Genomic DNA, 22,263 nt, shown 5'->3' on the forward strand with positions numbered 1-22,263 from the left:
CTCAGGCCGCCTTTCCAAGCAGCGGGCCCATCCACTTCGCTGGATCGGTTCCATGTTCTTTTGCAAGTTCATCGAACAGACGAACGGAGCTTTCGCGCCCCGAGAGGATGGTGAGCAGATCTTTCTCGCCGGTCAGATCGAGCCGGGCAACCACGCTATCATTGCCGTGCCGGATGAGAAAACAATGTGAATTGTCGGGTAGCGTTCGCACCAGATCGTATTCGTGACGCGAAAGGCCGAAGCCGTTGATATAATCCTCGGCACGCGCCTTTGGGTTGATCATGAATATCTGCGTTGCAGCCTGTTCTATGATGGCGCTGGCGATGCGGCTTTCCAGCGCATCTTGCGCGCTTTGCGTGGCAAAACCCACGATCCCGTTGCGCTTACGGATGGTCTTCTCCCAATCCTTGATCCGGCGCACGAACACATCGTCGTCCAGCGCCTTCCAGCCTTCATCGATTACGATGATGGCGGGCGATCCGTCGAGCCGCTCTTCCACCCGGTGGAAAAAATACAGCATCGCAGGTGTCCGCGCGACCGGATCGTCCAGGATCGCGGTCATATCGAACCCGATGGTTTCTGCAGCAAGGTCCGTCTGGTCCTCGGCGTTATCAAACAACCAAGCGCGCTCTCCATCTCCCCACCAGGAACGAAGTCTCGAATAGAGATCGCCCGACTTTGGACGGTCGCCCCCGCGGAACAGCTCCACCAGATAGCGCAGGCGGCGTCGCTCGCGCGGTTGCAGGAAGTTGGTTTCGATCGCGTCCTGTATCTGATCGGCTTCCGCACTGTCGGTGCCGCCGCAAAGCAGGGTCAGCCATTCGAACAGGAACTGGCGATTGTTCGGCGTGTCGCCCAGCTGTAGCGGATTGAGACCAGACGCCGCTTCAGGTCGCAGCCGGTCATAGGTTCCGCCAATCGCGCGAATAAACAGCTCTGCGCCGCGATCCTTGTCGAAGAAGATGATGCGCGGATTGTATTTGCGCGCCTGCGCCAGCAAAAAATTGAGCACCACCGTCTTGCCCGAGCCGGATGGTCCAATGATGGTAAAGTTGCCCAGATCGTTCTGGTGGAAGTTGAAGAAATAGGGTCCGGCAGCGGTCGTCTCGAACAGGGTCACTGCATCTCCCCAATGGTTACGATGCGGACGGCCGACCGGGAAATTGTGCAGGCTCGCAAACCCTGCAAAATTGGTCGTCGAAACCAGTCCGCGCCGGGTAATGTATTTGAAATTGCCAGGGAATTGCGCCCAGTAGGTCGGCTCGAGCGCGATATCCTCGCGCACGGCAGTAATGCCAAGGTCAGCCAGCAGCGCGATGACTTCGGCTGCGTGACTATCCAGCAACTTCAAATCGTCCGCATGAATGGCTATCGTCGTATGATGCTCGCCAAACCCGGCGCGGCCGGCAGCCACCTCGTCCTTTGCGATACCGAGTTCATCGCGGAGCGATACCGCCTCATCCTCGGCAGAGCGCATTCGGCGAAGAGCCAGGTTCATCTGGCTAAGCGCCTTGCCCCGTTCGACGAACGCAAAACTCTGGCTGATATTCATTTCGAACGGCATGCGGCAAAGCTCGTCGAACATGCCAGGCATGGTTTGCGATGGCCAATCCTTAATGGAAACCAAGGCGGCAAATCGCCGCTCCAGTGGTCCGGCAGGCGCCAGCTCCACAGCATTCTGGCCAAAGCTGATCCGGCGCGCCGGGAGATGATGTCCCAAATCGCCATGCGGGATCAGCACCGGGCGCATATCTCCGTTAAACAACCATGACAGAAATTCGAGTTGCTCGGAGCGTTCACCGCTTTTATCGTCATAGGTGGAAAGGAGGTGCGGGTCATACTGGCCAAGCGACGCCATCAAGGCTTCGCGCGCGCTGTCCAGCGCCCTCAGTTCGCCTGTCATGGCGGCAGCATTGCGCTTGGTCGACCGGGCGAACCAGCTGCGGAATCGGTCGAAAATACCGATCCGGCCCTGCAACGGGCGACGCACTAAAGTGAGGAACAGCTCGTTCACATAAAGCTGACGACGACCAAGCCGGTCGTTCCATCTGTCGTCCAAAGTTTGCGAGAAATCATCAGGATAAACCGCATCGATATCGGCGTCCGCCCGTCGGCGCACAACATGATGATAGATCGCAAATCGCGAGTTGCCGATTGCCCGTAACATCGCATCGCGCAGTTCGGCGCGGTAGTTCAACTCATCGCTATCAGCGGTTTCGAACAGTAGCCCGCCCAGACGGATGGTCTGCAACAGCAAACCATCGCGTGTTTCGATCGTATGTGCGTCAACATGCCGGGCATAGGGTAAATGCTTACCCGCAGGCGCTTCGCGCGCAACGACCTTCGGGTCGTGTGTTAGGGCCGGTAGGAGTTGCATTGCCACAAAGCGTGATTGCGAACTCGGGGGCAAGTGCGCACTCTCGTAAGCCAGAGGTCGAAGAAGCGCGGTTCACGCAGACAAAACAACGCTCCAATGCCGTGCAATAGCAGTGCAATGAGCGTTACCCACCAACTCTGGAAAATTAAGAACAGCTCAACCGCAACGACCGCATTGATGATGAAGAAGGTATAGGTCACACCCGCGAACATCTGCGGCCGCGTAAGCGCGGTGAACAGATTGTCGCGGCGTAGTTCGTTCGCCATCTCACCTCTTTTTGTAATTGAATGGCAACCCTCAACATTTGAGCACTAAATGCAAGTAATTCATTGCGCTTTCAGATTAAGGGAATGCGATATCTCGACGCGTCTGATATAAATATCAGCAGGCGCTCGTTCCGCGTTATACCACCTCGACCGCCGTGCGCCAGTTTGCTTTCAAAGCGACCGCATGGCTACTCGATCAGGCCAACGACAGCGGGCGCGGATGTGTGGCTTGGATCGCGCATAAGGGTTCGATGCTCTCTGCCCCACGATGGGGAGGCGCTAGTATTCCTTGGTCGCAAAAACAGCGACCACCTGGTTCTAGTGCGCACCGTGTACCAATTCGGCAGCGCAGAGCAGGCCGCGCAATCGCGCAAATCCTAGAGCGCGGTATGCCCACCCAAGCGCTCGACTAGGTCGTGCGCCGAACGAACACCCACACCAGGGAAACGGTCGAAAAGATTCTGGCAGGCGATGCGCGTCAACGATCGACGCCATCGACAAGGGCGGCGGGCGGATCGTCGAGGAGGGTGACAATGATTTGCGCTATGAGATCATCAATAGGGAGTTCTCTAGACTCTCGCCCGCAGTCCTCGAGCGGACCTTCATGCTTAATTCTACAGGCGAAGGACGCCAGAGGCTCACCGTGCAATTCGTGCCAAGCTGGTCCGTGACGGCACGCTGGGAGGGGACGCGATCATTGCGACCACATTGGACAGCTGGGCCTGACCCGCGCCGAGGGTTCCGATGGCGCCTGCTATTCCTTTGGCCAGATCGTCACGTCATGGCGCGGCAGTCGTGGACGGCAGCCGAGCAGGGGACGTGCTCACCGCGTCGAGAGTATCGACGCTGAGGCAGGCACAATCTCGCTCGCCACGCCGCAGGGTAAGAGCATCGGAGGGTCACTTACCAGATGGGGCGGCAACCAGGCGGAAGGGTTCGTCGAGGTCTAGCAGGAGCTGCGCATCGGCGACAGCATCCAGTTCACCCGCAACAACCGGCGCGCGGGGCGATTGAACGGCCACACCGCCAGCGTGTTCGGGATCGATCCGCAGCGGAGCGGCATCACGGTCGAGCGCGAGGACGGTAAGCACGATGCCCTCGACCTCTCCCGCCTCGCCGACCGGCATATCCGGCCCAAATGGGTCCGCACCATACACTCCGCACAAGGCGCAACCGCCGATCGGGTCATGGTGCATTTGGAGAGTTTCCGCGCCAACACCGTCGATGCACCTGCGGGCTATGTCGCGATATGCCCCGCCAAGGACACGGTTGAGCTCTACACCGACAGTCGCGCCAGGCTCACCGAAGCGCTCGGCATACGCGATGGTGCACAGTTCGGCGCGATCGACGGGGTGCGGCGGTAGGCGGAGGTGGGCTGGTGGTAAGGGGGCACCGAAGAATGGCGACCAGAGAGGACTGGCTATGCCTACGGGCTTGGCCGGAGCTTTTTCGCTAAGAACTGCATAGCAAAATCGATTGCCCACCAAAGCCCAGCGGTAGAGAGCAAAAGCACCAGCCAGACCATCCCTCCCGATGCCCCAGGAACGAAGGTTCTGAGGAAATAAAGGATATAGGTGACCACGGCAAAAAATTTGACGAACGACGAACCTAGGCCTTGCAGGAATGAGACAGCAAGCTCATTCGCAAATTCGTGGCTCTCAGTTCTATCGTCGCTCATCTCGTTCCTTCAAATCTCTCGGGGTAACCTCAGGTGATCCCTCTTTGGCGGCTTTCGCACCCGCTACTGAACCGGCTGCTGTGCCAGCAGCTTTTGCTGCATCCTTCGCGGCTGCCTTTGATCGCTCCTTCGCCTTGCGCTCTCTGAACTTGGCATTTTTGATCTTGCGCTGGCTACCTTCCCTCGTTTTGTTCTGGGTGTATTTCTTTGCGGCTTTGGTGCCCTTCTTCGTGCCCTTATAGGCCTTATACGCTTTGTAGGCCTTGCCAGCTTGTTTGACAGCACCATAGCCAGCTCCAGTCGCTACGCCTGCTACGAGCACGTCTCCAATATCAACATCATCTAGCTCTTTGCCTTCCACGAGCGTCTGGTAGGCAACCTCAGCTCCTGCTCCGACAATGAATCCCCCAACCTCTTTTAGAATTTCGCCGGTGGGATCAACGTTATTTACCGGATCATTTCCAACATAGGCATAGAGGTTAAGCTGGTCCTCATACCCGATGGGGTCGGTCTGGAGGAACCTGCCGAGCGTCGGTGAGTAGATGCGGGCCTTGTAGTAGTACATTCCCAGCTCTTCCAGCCATGCCTGCCCGGTGTACTGGAACCGGCCTTGGTTACCCGCGCCCGGAATGCCGTATTCGTCATAGGTGTTGATCCGGGGGTCGCTGGCAAACTGCTTCGCGCTCAGCACGATGGAGCCGCGCGCATTGGCATACAGGAACCGGACATTGCCGTGCGAGGTGTCGGTGCCTGCGAACGACATCAGCGCATCGTCGGCATCGGCATTAGTGCCGTGAACATGGCGCTGCTTAAGCACGTTGTTCCAGGCATACTCACCGACCATCGCATCGCCATCGTAGAGGTAGTCAACCATAACTTGCTAATCTAATTTCTCTTCATCAATAGCAGGAGCTGAGTTCGGAGTGCCCCCTAAGGCTTCCCAAATTGCGAGGCCCGATCCGATCACTTGGCCGGATCGCTCAAAGAACCACATGGCTGGAGAAAGGGATCGAGATCAAAGCTTGTTACCGATGCACCAACATGCCCCAATCCATAAAACTTGCCACAAGCGAGGTGCCTTCTTCAGGTGAAATGATACGCATCGCTGCAAATATGGAATCCTCAAAGACCTCGCGGAAGCCACTTTCAGAATACGGAATTAAGAAATCATCGGACATGACGTTTTCTTCCCCTGACCTGTCGGCCTCATTCAAGTTTATGAAGTAGACCTTTTGACCAGGCGAAATTGAGCGAAGGAATACGTCGATAATCCCACTCTGTGCCGAGAGGTCTTCCTCAAACTGCCATTGGGAAGACCGAAAGCCATCGTCTTCTGCAGTTTTAATAGTCGAATTTCCGATTGTCCGAAATCGCGCCGAAACGTGCTCAGGAACCGAGAATTCAATCCTATTCGTTTTCATATCGTACCTTGAATGTTGTCGTGTCTTTAATCCTCGAACCCAGTCGAGTGGTCGTTATGCGAACTTCGAGCCGGTAGTAAGGATCAGCCCGAGTGCCTCCCTGTCGAGCTGTGACATTCACCTCTCCGCCATTGCCGAGTGAGAATAACCCATGCCGACCAGCCCCATTCTGAATGGAGCGAACGTTAGTCAAACCGATCGAATCAAAAGCACGGTTGGCTGCCTCGCGACCGCCTGAGCCGCTGAAATTATAACCGTTGTTGATCGGGTTCTCATATCTCACCCCCGAAAATATGTTTTGGACTCTGCCGATTTGTGAGTTGAAACCACCTTCACCAACGACGCTTCTGCCTTGAAATGCACCTGTGCCGATTGCGCGAACATGGTTCAATTCAGCTTGGTAGCCATCCGCTCTGTTGCGCGCTCCTTCGACTGAGGGAGTAGTCGAGGATGCTGAAGCGCGATCCCGATAGTTGGGTACGATTGATCGCAATTCATTTCGAGCCGCCTTTGCCCGAGCATTATGCGGGGAGCTTCGAATTTGGTTGATCCAGTTTCGAATGCGTCGCTCGCCCTCAGGGTCCACGTTATTAACCGGATCGTTCCCGACATAAGCATAAAGATTGAACTGGTCCTCATACCCAATGGGATCGGTCTGGAGGAACCTGCCGAGCGTCGGCGAGTAGATGCGGGCCTTGTAGTAGTACATTCCCAGTTCTTCCAGCCAGGCCTGACCGGTGTACTGGAACCGGCCTTGGTTACCCGCGCCTGGAATGCCGTATTCGTCATAGGTGTTGATCCGGGGATCGCTGGCGAACTGTTTCGTGCTCAGCACGATGGAGCCGCGCGCATCGGCGTAGAGGAACCGGACATTGCCGCGCGAGATGTCGGCACCTGCGAACGACATCAACGCATCATCGGCATCGGCATTAGTGCCGTGAATATGGCGCTGCTTAAGCGCGTTGTTCCACGCGTACTCACCGACCATCGCATCGCCATCGTGGAGGTAAGTGGTTACATGATTGCCGCCCACCACCGGATCATATGTGTAATACAGCCGCCCAAGCGGATCGTAGCGCAGTTCTGCTTGGAGCGCACCGGCATAGCTCAGCGCGGCGCAGTTCGTATTGGTCTGCGCGCGCTTTTCCACCAGACGGTTCTCAATGTCGTAGAGATAGAGCGACGTGCCATCGGCGGTGAGATTGCCGTTCGCGTCGTAGCAGAAGCTGGCGCTGCCCGCTGCAGTATACTGGTTCAGGCCGTTGGTCGTATAGCTGCGGTTGACATTCGCGTGACCGGTCCAGCGATAGCTGTCATTGCTGCGGGTCTCGGTTGCGATCTGCGAGGCAGGATTGCGCGTGAAGGTCCAGGTGACATCGGAAGAAGAGGTGCCATTGGCAATCGCGAGCGATGCCAGCCGCCCGACCGGGTCATAACCGTAAACCGTATCCAGCGCGCTATCGCGCCGGTTCAAACGACTCATCCCCCCGCGCCGATGATATACCGGGGCAAGCAAGGCATCGCCGGCACCGTTGCGCAGCTGCGTTGCCCTGTTCAGGCCATCATACTCGTAAGTGAAAAATGCCCCGTCAGGATGAGTAAGCCTAGTGCGATTGCCATTGGCATCGTACTGGAACGCCAGGGTCTTGGTGGAACCGCTGACCGAACTGGTCGCGCTGGTCAACCGCCCGAAGCCGTCATAGGTGTTTAGGATACCAGCGCCGCCTGCCCAACCAAACCGGGCAGAAGTAGACAGCCCTTGCAAATCATAGCCGTAGAACACGTCCTGAGTATGCGTAGAGGTCAGCCCACTGCGCGCTGGCACCGTTTTGCGAGTCATCCGGTTCAGCGCATCATATTGATAGGTCAGCACCGATCCATCGCGCTTTCTCAGGCTGGTGCGGTTGCCGTTGGGATCATAGCCATACTGCTCGAAGTCTGCGGTGTTGACCGCACCCGCACTCGACATGACGGATGCAGGTGACGCATCGTTGAACGCTGCAGGTCTGGTTTTGGATGGAAACAGCCATTTGGTCTGCCGGTCGAACCCGTCATATTCAAAACGCGCGCGATTGCCATTCGCATCTACGATTTCGGATTGCTGCCCGTTTTGCGTATAGCTGTAGGTCACATCGGCGTTTTCCAGGGTCGTCCCCACAGCCTTTCGAACCTGCAAAAGCTGACCATAGGCGTCATACACATTGCGCGTGATACGGTCCGGACCAAACGCATCCGCTGTTCCCAAAGTGCAGGCGTTTGCAGGCAGCGAGCCATAAACCGCGGGGTTCAGCCGCAGCGCAGTGCATTCGAGCCGGCCAACAGTGTCGTAGCTGTATTGGGTTAGACCAACCGGGACACCGTCCGAGCCAATCGCCCGTTCGGTAAGCTTTCGGCCCAGCGCATCATAAGTGGTAACCGAGCTGGATAGCACCGCAAACGACGCGCCCCAGTCCTTCGGTGCGACCGTATGAGACTTCCAACTCAACAACTCGCCGGTTTCGACCTTTGTAGGGCGGCCGGCATCGTCATAAGTCGTTCGGGTAGCTGCATATCTCAGCGGCCCAGATCCATCGGGATCGGGTGCGATCGTGCCAGTTACCCGGCCCATCGCATCATACCGCGTTGCGCTCGTATAAGCCGATGGCGAAGTCTGCGCCTGCGCTACAACGGCGGGTAGAACAACGGTGCCGCCCATCATTAGGGCAAGGGCCGCTGGAAACGCACTCCGTGTTATCGCGCGGCTCATGAGCAGCTTCCCGCATTGCCTTTGGGCTGGGTCTCGCTGATTTTCTGGCCAAACGCATCGTAACCAAAGCAGGTTCGCAGCGTCTGACCGTCTGCGGTCACCGCAGTGCCGCGCAGCCAGAGGTTGTTGGGTCCGCTGGTCGGCCCGTAATCATAAACGGTTACAACCTGATCACTTGCGCCCGCAGCACAACCATTGCCCGAAGCACTACTTGTGCGGCAATAACTCTCGCTTGCGAGCACCCAGACAGGTGGGCTTAGCGCGGCGCCGCTAGCATCGCGCGCATGGCGCTGCGCATAAGTATAGCGAGTTTGCGGCCTCACCCCCGACGCATCAGCAGGCGCCGTCTTGGTCAGAACCCCGCCATGCGTAAGATCGTATGTATAGTCCGTCTGTGCACCCTTCGCGTCTGTGATTCGCGTTGGGCTCGCTTTGCATGGCGCAGCAGAGCATCCATAAACGGCGGTCTCTACTCGAACAGCTTCCGTGGAGTTCGGTTTTGGATGATGCTCAACCCTGGTAACCCGCTTCGGGCGCCCAAGATAATAATACTCGCGCCAATTTCCCTCAGGGTCGGTCTGTTTCTGCAGCCATGTCACATAGCACTCATCGGGGTAAGTCTGGAGAGCCACACGGTCGCAATAATCATTGGTGATTGTTTGACCGTTGGAAGCAGTAACCCATGCAGGGCCTGGGGTCATTTGATATTGAAGTTCATTAACCCAAACCCAAGGCGTTGGTCCGCTAAGGGCTTCATTCCATTGCAAAGGAACTAGCGGGAATTCATGAGTCGCAGAAAAGGCGGTACCATTCGCATCAGTATAACGACCTCCAGTAATAGGCCGTGGTTCAATCTGATTTTCGCCATGAGCAGATTGAGGCATCAAGAAATATGTATAATTGAAAAATGAGCCATCAGGATGATCCTGCCGAATAACAGCTCCATTTTCACCGTAAATTGGCGTTTTCTCATTGGCGATCGTATTGGTCAGCCAGTCCACACTTTCGCCCGGCCTGCGAAAGCCTTGAACAACATTTTCTCCCGACATCACATGGCTGAATTGCCAAACCTTGCCGGACGCATCGGTCGCACTAGTCATGCGCACTCGGTTGTTGAAATAGGTGTAAGTGTAGCTGGTCGTTCGCGCTGCCGCCGTATCGCAAATGTTGTTAGATGGTGCTGCTGCAACCGCCAGATTGTAAATGCACGCCTTCCTGATCACATTACGCGCATTTTGCGCCGTGTATTCCAGCACAATCGTATAGCCGCGATTGCTCGTTATTCGACGCAAACGCTTACTGTTCTGCGTTCCCGACGGTGCGGTATCATAACTAAGGGTAATGCGCGTTCCGTCCGGGTTCTGCACTTGGGACGCATAATGACAAGTTCCATAATCAAATGTGCAACCGCCGTTCCCAAAGGTAATCACCGTTCCGTCAGCTGCCGTATACTGTAAGGGCGAGTAGGCGGTAATCCGGCCTCCGCTTGCACGAGAAATCTCGACGTAGCTTTGAGTGCCGGCGGGCCCCATGTGCTCAAAGGTTTCCGGGCGCCCGCCGCGCCAAATCATCAATCGGTCGGAGATGTCAGGATTGCCCATGTCGCCAGAATAGTGCTGTTTATAAGTGGCAAAAATATCCCAATTGTGGGCAAAGCTCCCAAACGCATCCTGATAGCCTTTCAGCCCTGTGCTAACGATCCGATCGAGTGAAAGCCCGCCTGCGCCGCCAAGCGACAAATCGGTTTGGCTATAGACATAAGACCCGGTACGAAGATCGACATTGCCGCCAGCAATCGACCAGTTTTCAGGAGGCGGTGCAATCGAACCGCCGCCCTCTTGGGCTGCACTGGCAGAGCTCAACGGAGCCAGGACTAAAGTAGCCATTACGGCAACCGAAAACTTCACAAATACACCCCCGTTTGCAAGACCCCAAACATCTAACAGCCAACCTCTTCAACCCTCAGGGCCGCAGACCATTTTTGATCGTTAATTTGCAATCCTAATTATTTGTCCGAAACAGCCTTTCTAACTAACAGATTTGCGCGGTACATACGACTTAACCTAAAGCAAAAAGCATTCAGTGTCTTACATTCCAGTTGTTGCCGTGTGCCAAGTAACCATATTATCGCTTAATCGATATATTACGAGATTGCCGTCGTCCTGCAACACCAGTCGGCTTGGCCCATTGCCGTACGTAGAAGTATGCCAAGCCGCAGCGCCCTTATTGTCGTAAACAACCAAGTTACCGTCCGCCTGCATGCTCATCCGGCATATATGAGTGCCGGAAACCCCATTATACCATATCGCCGGCCTACTGGAATTATATAAAACTAAATGTCCGTCGAGCTGTAGGTGAAGTTGATATTTACCGTTGGGAGAGACCAATGCGTCATTCACGTATAATGTGGATGCGGAACCAATGTGGATGGTCCCTTCGGATGGTACTCCTTTAGAACCACAGACAATCACGCGTTTACGATTGCCAGCTTTATCATAAACGTAGTTGGATGTGAGGTCGATCCGGGAAGGTGCAGTTTTCTTGACGAAAATTAGTCGCCCTAGCGCATCATACGTATAATTTTTTGTTTCCTGCGCTTGAGCAACCGAGACTGCGCTCAGCCCAACAATAAAGAAAATGGTTAACTTTTTCATCCGACTGTACCATCCGTAGCTATCGCAGGGTATAAATTGAACCGAATCCATAGACCTTCTATCTTGATGTACATTGAAATTGAAAGCCCTATATTTCTTTTCCACAAGATCCAGCAGAAGCTACGGAACCGCCCATGTTGGTGGCGTAAATCCCTTCAGCAGTTTAGCACTGAGGGCCAGCGGAGTTGGGGTGCCGTGATAATCTACTTTGCCTGTAGAGTTGTTTGAGTAAGAAATATAAAAAACCTTTGCACGAGCCGCGGGAATAGTCTGGGTGGTTTCTGAATAAGTCAAAGGTCTTTACTACGCGGATCTGATATGAGAAGCGTACCTAAATGCGTATAGGGGTTCTGCTTGACGGCTTCTTGGCCGCCACTTGCCTTCATCATTAGCCGCTACTTATTTGTCAGGTGGTGACGCTCATCCTATCTGCTGGCTGACGCGAGCCGGTTCGGGAACTGCCGTATATTTCTGACCGCGTAGTTTGAGACAATCTGCGGATGAACACTTTTACAAACGAAAGCAGCGTCAGTCAGACCGGGCATTTCATCGCTTACAGAGGCGAAACGACGCTTTTCGTTGTTCAATAGAACAGGGCTATTAGATAGTACAACATAGTTCACCAAACTAGTAGCACAAAAGGCGCTATCGCTAAGCCTGTGCTAAAGTGATGTTCGCGGCAATGTAGCCTAAGATATATGTCCGAGTTACGGAAAAGTCTTGAGGTTGCAGAATGTTGTTGACTTATTGAGAGTTACGATGAATTTCTAGACCAAAGGAGTTTGCTCGTGAAGCTGAAATCTTCTTGTCATGCCTTGTATGCCGGACTGCTCGTATTGGGTTCCTTACCATTAAGCGCGGCCGAGACGGTAAAATACACCTACGATGCGAAAGGGCGACTCGTAAAAGTCGAACGTTCCGGAACGGCGAACGACCAAGCCAAAACCGAATACGAAATCGATAAAGCCAATAACCGGAAGCGGGTGAAAACCACAAACGCTCCAAGCTGAGCCAACGATATAAAGTTATCATAAGGGGGGTAGGTCATGCTGTTTGAAACACGCGGGTGTTCAGTGAGGCGAGCAATCAGAGCTTCGCTTTTCTGTTCGACTTTTCTGGCGCTTGGTTTGGCAGTTCCCGCCTATGCTCAATCCGAGGCTTCTACCCCTGACGCTTACGTCATGACCGAAGAACATGGCGTCGATCTTGTAACGGGTAAATACCATCTAGATATCGTCGAAGGTCAGATCGGCCCGCAAGACGGCGGTGTCGCCCTGGTTCGGTATTATGGCCAAAGCGGTTTGCGGGACAATTGGTCTGGAACGATCAAGATTACCGCCAGCGGTGGTCAGCAAACCGCAACCATCAGCCTTGGCAAGATTGCCGAGAAGTTCACAACGCAAAATGGCGCATGGGTTTCGGTCAAAGCTAATGGCGGATCCCTTTCGAACGATGCCGAAGGTTGGACTTACACGGCATCTGACGGCACGCGCATTGTTTATAGGACGCCGGAAAGTTTGGTGTTCGGTCCGACAGACCCTAGCGCCGAATATGGAGGGCCGGGCTGTTCCAATGGCGACATTTGCGGGCTGCCTGTTGAGGTAAAGCGCCCATCGGGTATTATCTATACCTTGACATGGGAGGTGCCGCTGACTTGTTCGTCGGGTGGTAGTCCGGCGTTACCTGGAATGCCCGGTCGCGGTGTTTACGATCCAAGCTCTCCGAGTGGATCTGAAGATCCGTTCGGTGGGGGCGATAGCGGAAGCTACCAATGCGTCGCCCCATTCCGAATGACCTCTGTGATTAGCAACGCAAGCTATGGCATGATTATTGAGTTCGAATCGGACCAATCCTCCTTCAACGGAGGATTTCCCCCGCCAACCTGGTTCAATCGAAAGTCGGTGACGTTCGTCGATACGTCGGAGGAAAATTGTGCCTCGTTCGGCTGCGCTCCGGTTGGCGCACATTGGCCAAAGGTGACTTACGCTCGTCCAGCATCGAACGTTCTGGAAATCAACAACAGCGTTTCGGGTAATTGGCGTATCACGGAAAATGCAAGCAGCACCTCTGTGCGCAAGCCCGGTCGGACCACCGACACTCTCGTCATCACGCGCGACGCATTGAACCGTGTCGTGTCGATCAGCGATGATGGCGAGACGAAATCATACAGTTGGGACACGAGCGGCGGTAATACAGTTGTCGATATGACCGACCCGGATGGTTCGGACGGACAGGTCATATCCAACCCGACAACTGGTCGGCCGGTAAGCGAGAAAGATGCGAGCGGCAATATAACGACCAATGTCTACGATACCCAGCTACGGCTGATGCGGACCACCTTTCCAGAGGGTAACTACGTCCAGTTCACTCGCGATCCGCGCGGCAACGTCACCAGCACAACGCGAGTGGGCAAACCGGGCTCTGGTGTGGCGAATATTGCCTCCAGCGCCAATTACGACGCCTCTTGCCTCAACGCACTTAAGTGTAACAAGCCCAACTACATTATCGATGAGCGCGGTAACCGGACCGATTTTACCTACGATGCTTCGAACGGGCTTGTGACACGTATTCAACGTCCTGCGCCGGCACCAGGGCAACCACGCCCCACGACCGATATTGCGTACACGTCGCTGTATGCGAAAAGAAAAGATTCGAACGGCAACCTCGTTAATCAGGGTCTCCCGCAATGGAAAACGGCCCTCATCCGCACCTGCACCACCGCAGCAAGCTGCGCGGGTAGCGCGAATGAGCAGCGCGTGGCGGTCGCTTACAACACACCCAACTTGCTGCCGAGTAGTGTCACCACATCGTCCGGCAATAACGCGATTAGCTCGACGACGACATTTGCCTACGACGTGCGCGATAATCTCAAGAGCGAGGACGGCCCGCTGCCGGGTCCGGACGACACCACTTACTATTTCTACGACGGTCTCGATCGCCGCCGGGGTATTATCGGACCTGACCCGGACGGTGCCGGCGCTATCAGGCGCGGTGCGGCGCGCTACACCTACGACGCGGGCAACAACCTGCTGAAGGGCGAGTTCGGCACGGCGACCGGAATTACCGAAGCCGCTCTGAACGCCATGACCGTGCGGCAGGTGATCGAGAATGTCTACGATTCCAAGGGTAATTTAACGGTCCAGAAATTGCTGGCCGGTGGAGTGGTCTACCAACTGACCCAGAACAGCTACGATACGCAGAACCGCCTGACCTGCTCGGCCATCCGGATGAATTCAGCCACCTGGGGTTCGCTCCCCGCATCCGCCTGTACCATGACCACGCAGGGGACGAACGGACCCGATCGCATCACCCGGCGGTACTACGATGGTGACGACCGAATCGTGCGCGTGGAAAGTGGGGTCGGCAGCCCCGCCGTGTCGAACGAATATGTGGCCACTTTCCGCCCCAACGGACCGACCGAAACGCTGACCGACGGGGAAAGTAACCGTACGACCTATATCTATGACGGGCACGACCGGCTGCTGCAGACCCGCTATCCGCACAAGACGACGAAGAACTACTCGAACCCGTCGGATTACGAACAGCTGACTTACGATGCTGCCAGCAATGTCACCGCGCGCCGGGTGCGGGATGGGCAGTCGATCGCGTATAGTTACGACGCACTCAATCGCTTGATATCGAAAAACCTGCCTAGCACAGAACCGGACGCATCCTATAGTTACGATCTCGTCGGGCGCCTTACGAGCGCCGTGCAGAACGGTCAGACTTTGAGCTTCGCGCATGACGCGCTTGGCAGGAACACCAGCCAGGCCGGACCTTTCGGCACGGTCAGTTACCAGTATGACACGGCCGGTCGCCGCACGCGGATGACGTGGCCGGACGGGTTCTTCGTCACCTATGACTACCATGTCGATGGATCGGTGAAGGCGATCCGCGAAAACGGCGGGCTGGCACTGGCGACCTACGCCTATGACCTTCATGGGCAGCCCACCACAGTAACGAGCGGTAATGGCACCACGCAAAACCTGACGTTCGATCCGCTGGGCCAGCTGACCTCGCTCGCCACGAACCTTGCTGGCACCGCGGCAGACAACACGCGCAGCCTTGCCTACAATCCTGCCGGACAGATCGCTCAGGTTACGCAGTCCAACGATGCTTACGCGTTCGGCGGTCTGGTGAACGTCGATCGTCCTTACAGCGTGAACGGGCTAAACCAGCTGACGCAATCGGGGCCGGTGCCGCTGGGCTACGACGCGCGCGGCAACCTGACCTCATCGGGCAGCGACGGGTTCACCTATTCGAGCGAGAACTTCCTGACCGGCAAGACTGGCGCGGTAACGATGTCCTACGATCCCGTGGGACGGCTGTATCAGACGAGCGGGCTTGCCGCAGGCGGGGCGATCAACCGCTTCGCCTATGACGGGGTGGATATGATCGGCGAGTACAACGCTGCGAACCAGCTGCAGCGGCGCTACGTTCACGGTCCAGGTGTAGACAACCCGATTGTGTGGTATGAGGGCGCTGGCACGGCCGACCGCCGCTACCTCCATGCAGACGAGCGCGGCAGTATCATCGCTGCGTCGAACGGTATGGGCGGACTGATAGGAGCGAACGCCTATGATGAGTATGGCATACCCGACGCGGACAATATCGGCCGGTTCCAGTATACCGGCCAGACATTTATCCCCGAGGCGGGCCTGTATTACTACAAGGCCCGGTTCTACTCCCCCACGCTGGGCCGGTTCATGCAGACCGACCCCATCGGCTATGGCGATGGCATGAACATGTATGCCTATGTCGGGAATGATCCGGTGAACTTTGTCGATCCGACTGGGCTAGAAACGACTTGTACTCCTGGGGTGAGAACCAAATGGGTTTGGGATAAAAACAAAGATGGAGTTGGCCAACCTAACGAACCTTTCGCTTTCTACACTCAAGGCATTGGAAAATGTGAAGATGACGGTCAGTTGGGTATGATAACGGTTACCGGGCGACGTATCTCCGATGAGGGCGGTGGTGCCAAGAACATATTCCGCTGTCCAAAGCCGCCTATAGATCGTCCAGTAGGGTCTATAGGTACGTTAGCCGGAGCAGGCATCGTCGCTGGAAAGTCGGGCCTTGGATTTGCTTTAGACATATTCGAATCTGCAGCTAATGATTTTTCAGCAAAGCGATATCCAAATTTACCGACCGCGAGCAATGTTCGTGATGCTAGTAGGCACTTCCATCTCGCCTTTTCGATGAGCCGTATGAGTGGTCCAGCAAGCGCAACCCAAATTCTAAATGCAATTGAGGTCATAGGAGGTAATCCCAAACCCGATCAGCAAATGGACACATTTAATAATTTCGTCGGTGTTTCTATGGCACAGGATCCCTTACTCAGTGGGACGTCCGTATCCGTAGCTTTCGATGTCGCGTTGGCAGCAGGATGCCTACAGATTAAAACTGAATAATTGGGTCAAGATATTATGTCGTATTTAGATAATAAATCGAAATTTTTCGGTATTATTTTTACTATTTTATTTTTGTTGCTAATTTTTTTGTTATTTTTTCTATATTTGGCTTTCGAATTTTCTGAGTGGTGAATAAAGGTTTTATTTCCATTTAAATCTACTTCAGGGCCTGTTGACAATAGTAGCGCGGTCCTAATTGCAACAATCTAGTGAATGTCGATCGTCCCTACAGCGTGAACGGCCTGAACCAGCTAACGCAATCGGGTGCGGTGCCGCTGGGCTATGATGCGCGCGGCAACCTCACCTCGTCGGGTAGCGACGGGTTTACCTATTCGAGCGAGAACTTCCTGACCGGCAAGGCGGGCGCGGTGGCGATGTCCTACGATCCTGTGGGCCGGCTGTATCAGACGAGCGGGCTTGCCGCAGGCGGAACGATCACCCGCTTCGCCTATGACGGGGTGGATATCATCGGCGAGTACAACGCTGCGAACCAACTGCAGTGGCGCTACGTTCACGGCCCTGGTGTAGACAACCCGATTGTGTGGTATGAGGGCGCCGGCACGACCGACCGCCGCTACCTCCATGCGGACGAACGCGGCAGCATTGTGGCGATATCGAACGCTTCCGGTGGAGCGATAGGGATCAACGCCTATGACAAGTATGGCATACCCGATGCGGACAATATCGGCCGGTTCCAGTATACCGGCCAGACGTTCATCCCAGAGGCTGGTCTGTATTACTACAAGGCCCGGTTCTACTCCCCCACCCTCGGAAGGTTCATGCAGACCGATCCCATCGGTTATAGCGACGGCATAAACATGTATGCCTATGTCGGGAATGATCCGGTGAACTTCGTCGATCCGACTGGAACAAAAAAAGTGAAGTGTTCCAATGGCGACGAAATCTTCGTTCCCGATCACTACACGCCGAAGCAAGTTAAAAAAGAATGTGGTCGTTCATCGAGCGGTGGAATCGTAGCGGGCGGAATGAGGGCTGGTGGCGGCGGAGGTGGTGGTGGGCTATTTTTTGCGGGTGGCGGCGGATCTTCGGGGCCACCCGATATCCCAATCGTCGTTTCGCCGCAAAATGGACTGCTGGATGATCTGAAAAATGCCTATTGCTCCCTGCCTTCATTTGGCGGCGGTGTCTCCGCTGGGGGCTATGCTGGCCTAGGGGGCGGCGTCACTGGAGAGGCAGCTTTTGATCCGTCGAGTGGCCGGATTTCGCTTTCAGCTGGATTGAACGTCGGTGTCGGTGTCGGATTCTCTGTCGCAGGAACGGGCAATACTGGGCGAGGAGTCTCAAGTGCACCTGTGTTTGGAAGTGTTGGCGTAAATTCAAATGTTGCTGCTGGACCGGTTCGCGCTGGTGTTGTAGTAACACTGATCGACAGTTCTGGATTCAATTTTCGCAATAACGGCGTAAATGGCGGGTTACGTGCTGGGGGCGGCCTCACTGCAAATGCCAACTTGACCGCGCGCGGCGGCACTGCATTTCAAATCCTTCCGAGCTGCAAATGATGGTTTCGTCAGCTAAGGCTGCCCGCTTGCTGGTGAAGATTGGAGCTGTCGTTATTGTTTTGATGTTTGTCGAGTATATTGCGTTTCGGACATTCTTTTCACTGATTGCGTTCGTGCTTGTGGCTCTCCCGATTTTTACGATCAAATGCCAGAATTGCAGAACACCGATATACGATCAGCGCATCGCTCCGCACGTGAGAGGCTTCGATTTGCGCGTACTTGAACGATGTCCGGTTTGCGGGGAGCCAATGTTGCGAAAAGAGAAGCGATTATCATAATCGCACGGGGCACCCGCTTTGAGGGCTTCCGATTGAACAAGCGTATGCTCTCTCGTCCAGTTCAGGCTCGTTAACCGGATCGCAGCCTAAAAGTGATGGACTTTCTGGCATACCGTACGCAGCGGCTTTCCTAGGACGCTTTAAAGAGCACTTCCCGACCTGCAAGACCGGCGCGGTGACGATGTCCTACGATCCAGTGGGCCGGCTTTATCAGACAACCGGACTTGCTGCAGGCGGCGCCATCACCCGCTCCGCCTACAACAGGGTGGATATGATCTTCGAGTACAACGCGTCGAACCAGCTGCCACGGCGCTAGGTCTGCACGAGCAATCCTTTGGATTCTGATGTTCGTTTTCGATTTCCCGACTTCTGGTCTGAACGCTTGTAAGTAGGGCGCAACGCTGCTGTTCGGCTCATCGAAAAGAAGGCAACAGGCGGTTATCGTTCATTCGGCCAATCATTTTTTCTCTGCATTCCCGCTTGGGAAGCGCCATCGGCAAATGATCTGTCTTTAAGAACGGTTCGATAGCGCGGAGGAAGTCCATCGTTGAGCATATCGTACATTTTCTGTTCGAAATGCCATTGCTCCTGCAGCCAAACTTTCTTGTCGGGTTTCCGGGCCCGGCGGTAGGCGTTGGCAAATTCCGACACTTCACCCTGCGCGTTATTTCGCCTAGCCAACATACGATCCCACTCTCGCTTGTCGTCCTTTGTTTGAGGGCCGAGAATATACGCTTTGGGAGTGACCATATCGAGGTAAATGTCATCGGGGTGCGGGATGATGGCTGGCTCTGGCTCGCCCGCAGCAGGCGCGCGTTCGATGGCTCGTTCAGCGTCCGCCTTATACTCCATCATAGTCTTCATGTGTTCGGTGCGCGTTTCGCGATCGGCACTCTCAATACCCTGAACAAGCTCGGCGATAAGGCGTTGAGCGAACCGGTCGCCTTTGACCGCCTTGACGCTCATGGACCGGAACACTGCCTGAATAGCTGGAAGCTGTATCGTGGTGTCACCCTCACGCAATGTAACCGGCCGGTACACTTCTTCCATCAACATCTGGTTGGCAGGCTGTGTGCCGAACTCCAAAGTGTGCGACTGGGGTACCCGGTTTTTGGAGCCCTTGGGACGACCCTTTGGGTTGCCTGATCGACCTTTCTGAAATCTGTGTTCGGGTGGAGGCTTGCCATGGCCTACCGCGTATTCCTCGGATGTCACACGCGTCATGCTGCTATGCCCACAATGCAGCGCACGCCCCGATGCTCAGTTAGGGTCTCAAAGCTTTCACCGGTTTCAGCCAGAATAGCCTTCTTTCCAGTGTAAACTTCCCAGCGCCGAACAATCGTATCGCAATAGGCGGGATCGTATTCGATGAGCCGAGCGCTTCGCCCGGTCTTTTCTGCCGCTATTAGCGTGGAACCCGAACCGCCGAACCCGTCCAGTGTAATTTCTCCCCGACGCGAGCAGTCCCGGATCGCATCGGCAATCAGCGCGACCGGCTTGACCGTTGGATGCATCGCCAGTTCTTCGGAACGGTTGGCGCCGATCGAGCTGATGCCGGCATAATCCCATACATTGGTGCGGTAGCGGCCAGTCTGGCCCAAGCCAAAGCTGTTGGTGTGTGCTGCACTCCCGTTCTTGAACACGAACACGAGTTCATGCTTCGAGCGATAGAAAGCGCCCATCCCGCCATTGGTCTTGTTCCAAACAACCAGATTCTTAAGCTCGGCGAAGCAAGCCTCGCCGGCTTCGAGCAGTTCGCCCATATGGCGCCAGTCCATGCAGACAAACGCAATGGCGCCATCACGCATAACGCGAGACATGTTGCCAAGCGTATCTGTCAGGAATGCCACAAACTGCGACCGGTTCATCTCGCCAGAAGCGAAAGCAAACTCGCGGTGTTTTACCGAGCCAAGACCGCAGACGTTACCATCTATGGCAACATTGTAAGGCGGATCAGTGAAAACGAGATCTGCTTTCTCGCCGTTCATAAGCTTCGCCATTTCATCGAGACTTCGGCTGTCGCCGCACAGCAAACGGTGCCGGCCCAGCTGCCACATATCGCCCATGCGTGAGATGGGGAGGGGGGAAGGATCTGGTATGGCGTCTTCCGGGGCGTCAGTACCGTCAGGATTAGCATCCGCGGCCTCGTCCAACACCAAGTCGACCTCTGCAAGACTGAACCCGGTAATTTCGACATCGAACTCCAGATCGATCAGCGCCTGCAGTTCAATCGCAAGGACTTCCTTGTCCCAACCTGCACTCAGCGCCAGCCTATTGTCGGCAAGAATGTAAGCGCGGCGCTCTGCCTCCGACAGGTGCGACAAAGCTAACGTCGGCACTTGTTTCATTCCCAGCAGCCTAGCTGCTTCAACCCGGCCGTGTCCGGCAATGATTTCGCCTGCATCTGATACCAGCACTGGGTTGGTGAAGCCGAACCGCTCGATCGATGCCGCTATCTGCTTCACCTGCTTTATGGAGTGGGTTCGCGCGTTGCGCGCATACGGCTTCAGACTGCCAACGTTCTGCTCGAGTATTGCCTGTCCCGACATCGAATCATCCTTTCCGATTTGATCGTTACCGTACAACTGAACTGAACGCTTGCCATTGTCAACCCGGCGCATATGATAGTGTCTCCCCATGGTGAACGGAAAACTCATGAGCTTCGCGCAGCGTCTTGCCGATCTACGCCTGTCCAACCGCCTCTCCTTGCAACAGGTCGCCGACCGTGTTGGCATCTCAAAGGCGCATGTTTGGAATCTGGAAAAGGGTCAGGCTGACAACCCCTCGATGGAGCTTGTTGTGAAGTTTGCCGACCTGTTCCGGGTACGTGTGGCTGATCTGGTTGGCGAAAATCCCAATGCTGCAGACCAGGAACCGGAGATGGTCGCCATGTTCCGCGACCTGAAAAAACTCGATACGCGCGATCGGGAAACTATCCGCGTGTTGATGAACCAACTTAAGGACGCCGACGCAAAGAACCGGCCGTGATGATCGGTCGCCTTGATCTCGATGGACTGGGCTCACCAGCGGTGATCGCGGCAAAGATCCACGAACTGATTACCGACATGCCGGCAGAGGTGCCCCTCGAACAACTTTGCGCTCTGCTCGGCATTATTTCAATTGAGGACATTAATGCTGATGGATTTGAAGCTGCTCTCATTATGGATGAGCTTAAAGCGTCGGGAGCCATCCTACTGGCATCCGGACGCTCGCAACAACGGCGACGGTTCTCTATTGCTCACGAACTGGGTCATTTTTTGATCCCGACCCACCGACCGAAACCGGATCGGCCATTTTCGTGTTCGCTCGAAGATCTGCATCGCGTCAGCGCGAAAGATCGTGATCGCCGCCGCCGCATCGAGGCTGAAGCCAACCGGTTTGCTGCGCATCTGTTGATGCCGCCAAAGTTAATTCGTGCACGAATGGGGCAAGAGGAAGCTTGCCTCGAAACTATTGTGTCAATGGCTCGGGATTTGAACGTCAGCAAAGAAGCCATGGCGCGCGCATGGGTCGATGCCAGCCGTGAACCGGTCGCTGTTGTCATCGCAAAGGGCGGTTTGATCCTGCGGCAATATCGTAGCGAAGACTTTCCGTGGCTGCGGACCAACAAGAGTGATCAACTTCCGCAGGGGTCATTTGCAGCTGACTATATTGCCCCGCCGGGCGAGTATTCAAATACTGAGGAAATCGACGCTGACATCTGGCTTGGCGAACGCGATGCTGCGCGCGTGTTGCTCCTTACCGAACAGGTTGTAGCACAGCAGCAGAAGTATGTCATGATCCTCCTGTTGGCCGAGCTGGACGAAGACGAATAGTCGCCTATTTGGCTGGACGGACCTTACTTCCAAATCCGCTGATATCGTTTGTTGCAATCCCTGATCAAGGGATCCCATTTCCCTGATACGTCTA

Annotated in this window: 17 protein-coding genes; 7 read left to right on the top strand and 10 right to left on the bottom strand. The window is 55.3% G+C overall.

Features of this window, described 5'->3' with window-relative positions:
• Nucleotide 1 precedes the first annotated feature (1 nt).
• Entirely contained in the window at nt 2-2,377 is a 2,376-nt protein-coding gene (locus HME9302_RS00405; protein ID WP_115365363.1) for a VirB4 family type IV secretion/conjugal transfer ATPase, read from the bottom strand.
• Nucleotides 2,356-2,643: a VirB3 family type IV secretion system protein gene (locus HME9302_RS00410; RefSeq protein ID WP_115365364.1), complete on the bottom strand. Its 288-nt coding sequence runs from the start codon at nt 2,641-2,643 to the stop codon at nt 2,356-2,358. Before HME9302_RS00410 ends, HME9302_RS00405 begins: the two co-directional genes overlap by 22 nt.
• 1,010 nt (nt 2,644-3,653) lie before the next feature.
• On the opposite strand from HME9302_RS00410, the gene HME9302_RS13195 reads away from it, so the two are divergent.
• Nucleotides 3,654-4,007, top strand: coding sequence for a hypothetical protein (locus tag HME9302_RS13195; protein ID WP_181815629.1), 354 nt, complete (start codon nt 3,654-3,656; stop codon nt 4,005-4,007).
• Nucleotides 4,008-4,069: 62 nt separating this feature from the next.
• On the opposite strand, the gene HME9302_RS00420 is transcribed toward HME9302_RS13195, so the two are convergent.
• The 6 genes from HME9302_RS00420 to HME9302_RS00445 all read right to left on the bottom strand — a co-directional run bounded on the left by HME9302_RS00420 (nt 4,070) and on the right by HME9302_RS00445 (nt 11,142).
• Complete coding sequence (locus tag HME9302_RS00420; protein WP_115365366.1) at nt 4,070-4,321, bottom strand: hypothetical protein; 252 nt, start codon at nt 4,319-4,321, stop codon at nt 4,070-4,072.
• Nucleotides 4,308-5,195, bottom strand: a complete 888-nt coding sequence (locus HME9302_RS00425) for an RHS repeat-associated core domain-containing protein (protein ID WP_230079801.1) — start codon at nt 5,193-5,195, stop codon at nt 4,308-4,310. The genes HME9302_RS00420 and HME9302_RS00425 overlap by 14 nt, the downstream gene beginning before the upstream one ends.
• Nucleotides 5,196-5,346: 151 nt before the next feature.
• On the bottom strand, nt 5,347-5,742 hold the full coding sequence (locus tag HME9302_RS00430) for a hypothetical protein (protein WP_115365367.1): 396 nt from the start codon (nt 5,740-5,742) through the stop codon (nt 5,347-5,349).
• Nucleotides 5,729-8,488, bottom strand: a complete 2,760-nt coding sequence (locus tag HME9302_RS00435; protein ID WP_115365368.1) for an RHS repeat-associated core domain-containing protein — start codon at nt 8,486-8,488, stop codon at nt 5,729-5,731. The genes HME9302_RS00430 and HME9302_RS00435 overlap by 14 nt, the downstream gene beginning before the upstream one ends.
• Nucleotides 8,485-10,395, bottom strand: coding sequence for a hypothetical protein (locus HME9302_RS00440; protein ID WP_147270729.1), 1,911 nt, complete (start codon nt 10,393-10,395; stop codon nt 8,485-8,487). Before HME9302_RS00440 ends, HME9302_RS00435 begins: the two co-directional genes overlap by 4 nt.
• A 180-nt stretch (nt 10,396-10,575) precedes the next feature.
• Complete coding sequence (locus tag HME9302_RS00445) at nt 10,576-11,142, bottom strand: hypothetical protein (RefSeq protein ID WP_181815630.1); 567 nt, start codon at nt 11,140-11,142, stop codon at nt 10,576-10,578.
• 788 nt (nt 11,143-11,930) lie between these two features.
• Between HME9302_RS00445 and HME9302_RS00450 the strand changes: the two genes are divergently transcribed.
• From HME9302_RS00450 to HME9302_RS13470, 4 genes are all read left to right on the top strand, one after another.
• Nucleotides 11,931-12,152, top strand: coding sequence for a hypothetical protein (locus tag HME9302_RS00450; protein ID WP_147270730.1), 222 nt, complete (start codon nt 11,931-11,933; stop codon nt 12,150-12,152).
• Between the two features lie 171 nt (nt 12,153-12,323).
• Nucleotides 12,324-16,556, top strand: a complete 4,233-nt coding sequence (locus tag HME9302_RS00455; protein ID WP_181815631.1) for an RHS repeat domain-containing protein — start codon at nt 12,324-12,326, stop codon at nt 16,554-16,556.
• Nucleotides 16,557-16,765: 209 nt separating this feature from the next.
• On the top strand, nt 16,766-18,076 hold the full coding sequence (locus tag HME9302_RS00460) for an RHS repeat-associated core domain-containing protein (protein ID WP_230079802.1): 1,311 nt from the start codon (nt 16,766-16,768) through the stop codon (nt 18,074-18,076).
• 459 nt (nt 18,077-18,535) lie between these two features.
• Complete coding sequence (locus HME9302_RS13470) at nt 18,536-18,670, top strand: hypothetical protein (protein ID WP_268243468.1); 135 nt, start codon at nt 18,536-18,538, stop codon at nt 18,668-18,670.
• A 122-nt stretch (nt 18,671-18,792) separates the two neighbouring features.
• On the opposite strand, the gene HME9302_RS00470 is transcribed toward HME9302_RS13470, so the two are convergent.
• Nucleotides 18,793-19,578, bottom strand: a complete 786-nt coding sequence (locus HME9302_RS00470) for a DUF5681 domain-containing protein (protein WP_230079803.1) — start codon at nt 19,576-19,578, stop codon at nt 18,793-18,795.
• On the bottom strand, nt 19,575-21,011 hold the full coding sequence (locus HME9302_RS00475) for a site-specific DNA-methyltransferase (protein WP_230079804.1): 1,437 nt from the start codon (nt 21,009-21,011) through the stop codon (nt 19,575-19,577). Before HME9302_RS00475 ends, HME9302_RS00470 begins: the two co-directional genes overlap by 4 nt.
• Between HME9302_RS00475 and HME9302_RS00480 the strand changes: the two genes are divergently transcribed.
• Entirely contained in the window at nt 21,010-21,342 is a 333-nt protein-coding gene (locus HME9302_RS00480) for a helix-turn-helix domain-containing protein (RefSeq protein ID WP_115367359.1), read from the top strand. The genes HME9302_RS00475 and HME9302_RS00480 overlap by 2 nt on opposite strands.
• On the top strand, nt 21,342-22,169 hold the full coding sequence (locus HME9302_RS00485; RefSeq protein WP_115365375.1) for an ImmA/IrrE family metallo-endopeptidase: 828 nt from the start codon (nt 21,342-21,344) through the stop codon (nt 22,167-22,169). The genes HME9302_RS00480 and HME9302_RS00485 overlap by 1 nt, the downstream gene beginning before the upstream one ends.
• Nucleotides 22,170-22,263 lie beyond the last annotated feature (94 nt).

Origin of the sequence: Alteripontixanthobacter maritimus, from assembly GCF_003340475.1 — a bacterium.
Lineage (GTDB): Bacteria > Pseudomonadota > Alphaproteobacteria > Sphingomonadales > Sphingomonadaceae > Alteripontixanthobacter > Alteripontixanthobacter maritimus.

Coding starts and splice junctions, on each gene's coding strand:
- HME9302_RS00405 (WP_115365363.1), bottom strand. CDS start 2,377: ATGCAACTCCTACCGGCCCTAACACACGACCCGAAGGTCGTTGCGCGC.
- HME9302_RS00425 (WP_230079801.1), bottom strand. CDS start 5,195: ATGGTTGACTACCTCTACGATGGCGATGCGATGGTCGGTGAGTATGCC.
- HME9302_RS00410 (WP_115365364.1), bottom strand. CDS start 2,643: ATGGCGAACGAACTACGCCGCGACAATCTGTTCACCGCGCTTACGCGG.
- HME9302_RS00435 (WP_115365368.1), bottom strand. CDS start 8,488: ATGAGCCGCGCGATAACACGGAGTGCGTTTCCAGCGGCCCTTGCCCTA.
- HME9302_RS13470 (WP_268243468.1), top strand. CDS start 18,536: ATGTCCTACGATCCAGTGGGCCGGCTTTATCAGACAACCGGACTTGCT.
- HME9302_RS00430 (WP_115365367.1), bottom strand. CDS start 5,742: ATGAAAACGAATAGGATTGAATTCTCGGTTCCTGAGCACGTTTCGGCG.
- HME9302_RS00470 (WP_230079803.1), bottom strand. CDS start 19,578: ATGACGCGTGTGACATCCGAGGAATACGCGGTAGGCCATGGCAAGCCT.
- HME9302_RS00420 (WP_115365366.1), bottom strand. CDS start 4,321: ATGAGCGACGATAGAACTGAGAGCCACGAATTTGCGAATGAGCTTGCT.
- HME9302_RS00480 (WP_115367359.1), top strand. CDS start 21,010: ATGAGCTTCGCGCAGCGTCTTGCCGATCTACGCCTGTCCAACCGCCTC.
- HME9302_RS00475 (WP_230079804.1), bottom strand. CDS start 21,011: ATGAGTTTTCCGTTCACCATGGGGAGACACTATCATATGCGCCGGGTT.
- HME9302_RS00455 (WP_181815631.1), top strand. CDS start 12,324: ATGACCGAAGAACATGGCGTCGATCTTGTAACGGGTAAATACCATCTA.
- HME9302_RS00485 (WP_115365375.1), top strand. CDS start 21,342: ATGATCGGTCGCCTTGATCTCGATGGACTGGGCTCACCAGCGGTGATC.
- HME9302_RS00445 (WP_181815630.1), bottom strand. CDS start 11,142: ATGAAAAAGTTAACCATTTTCTTTATTGTTGGGCTGAGCGCAGTCTCG.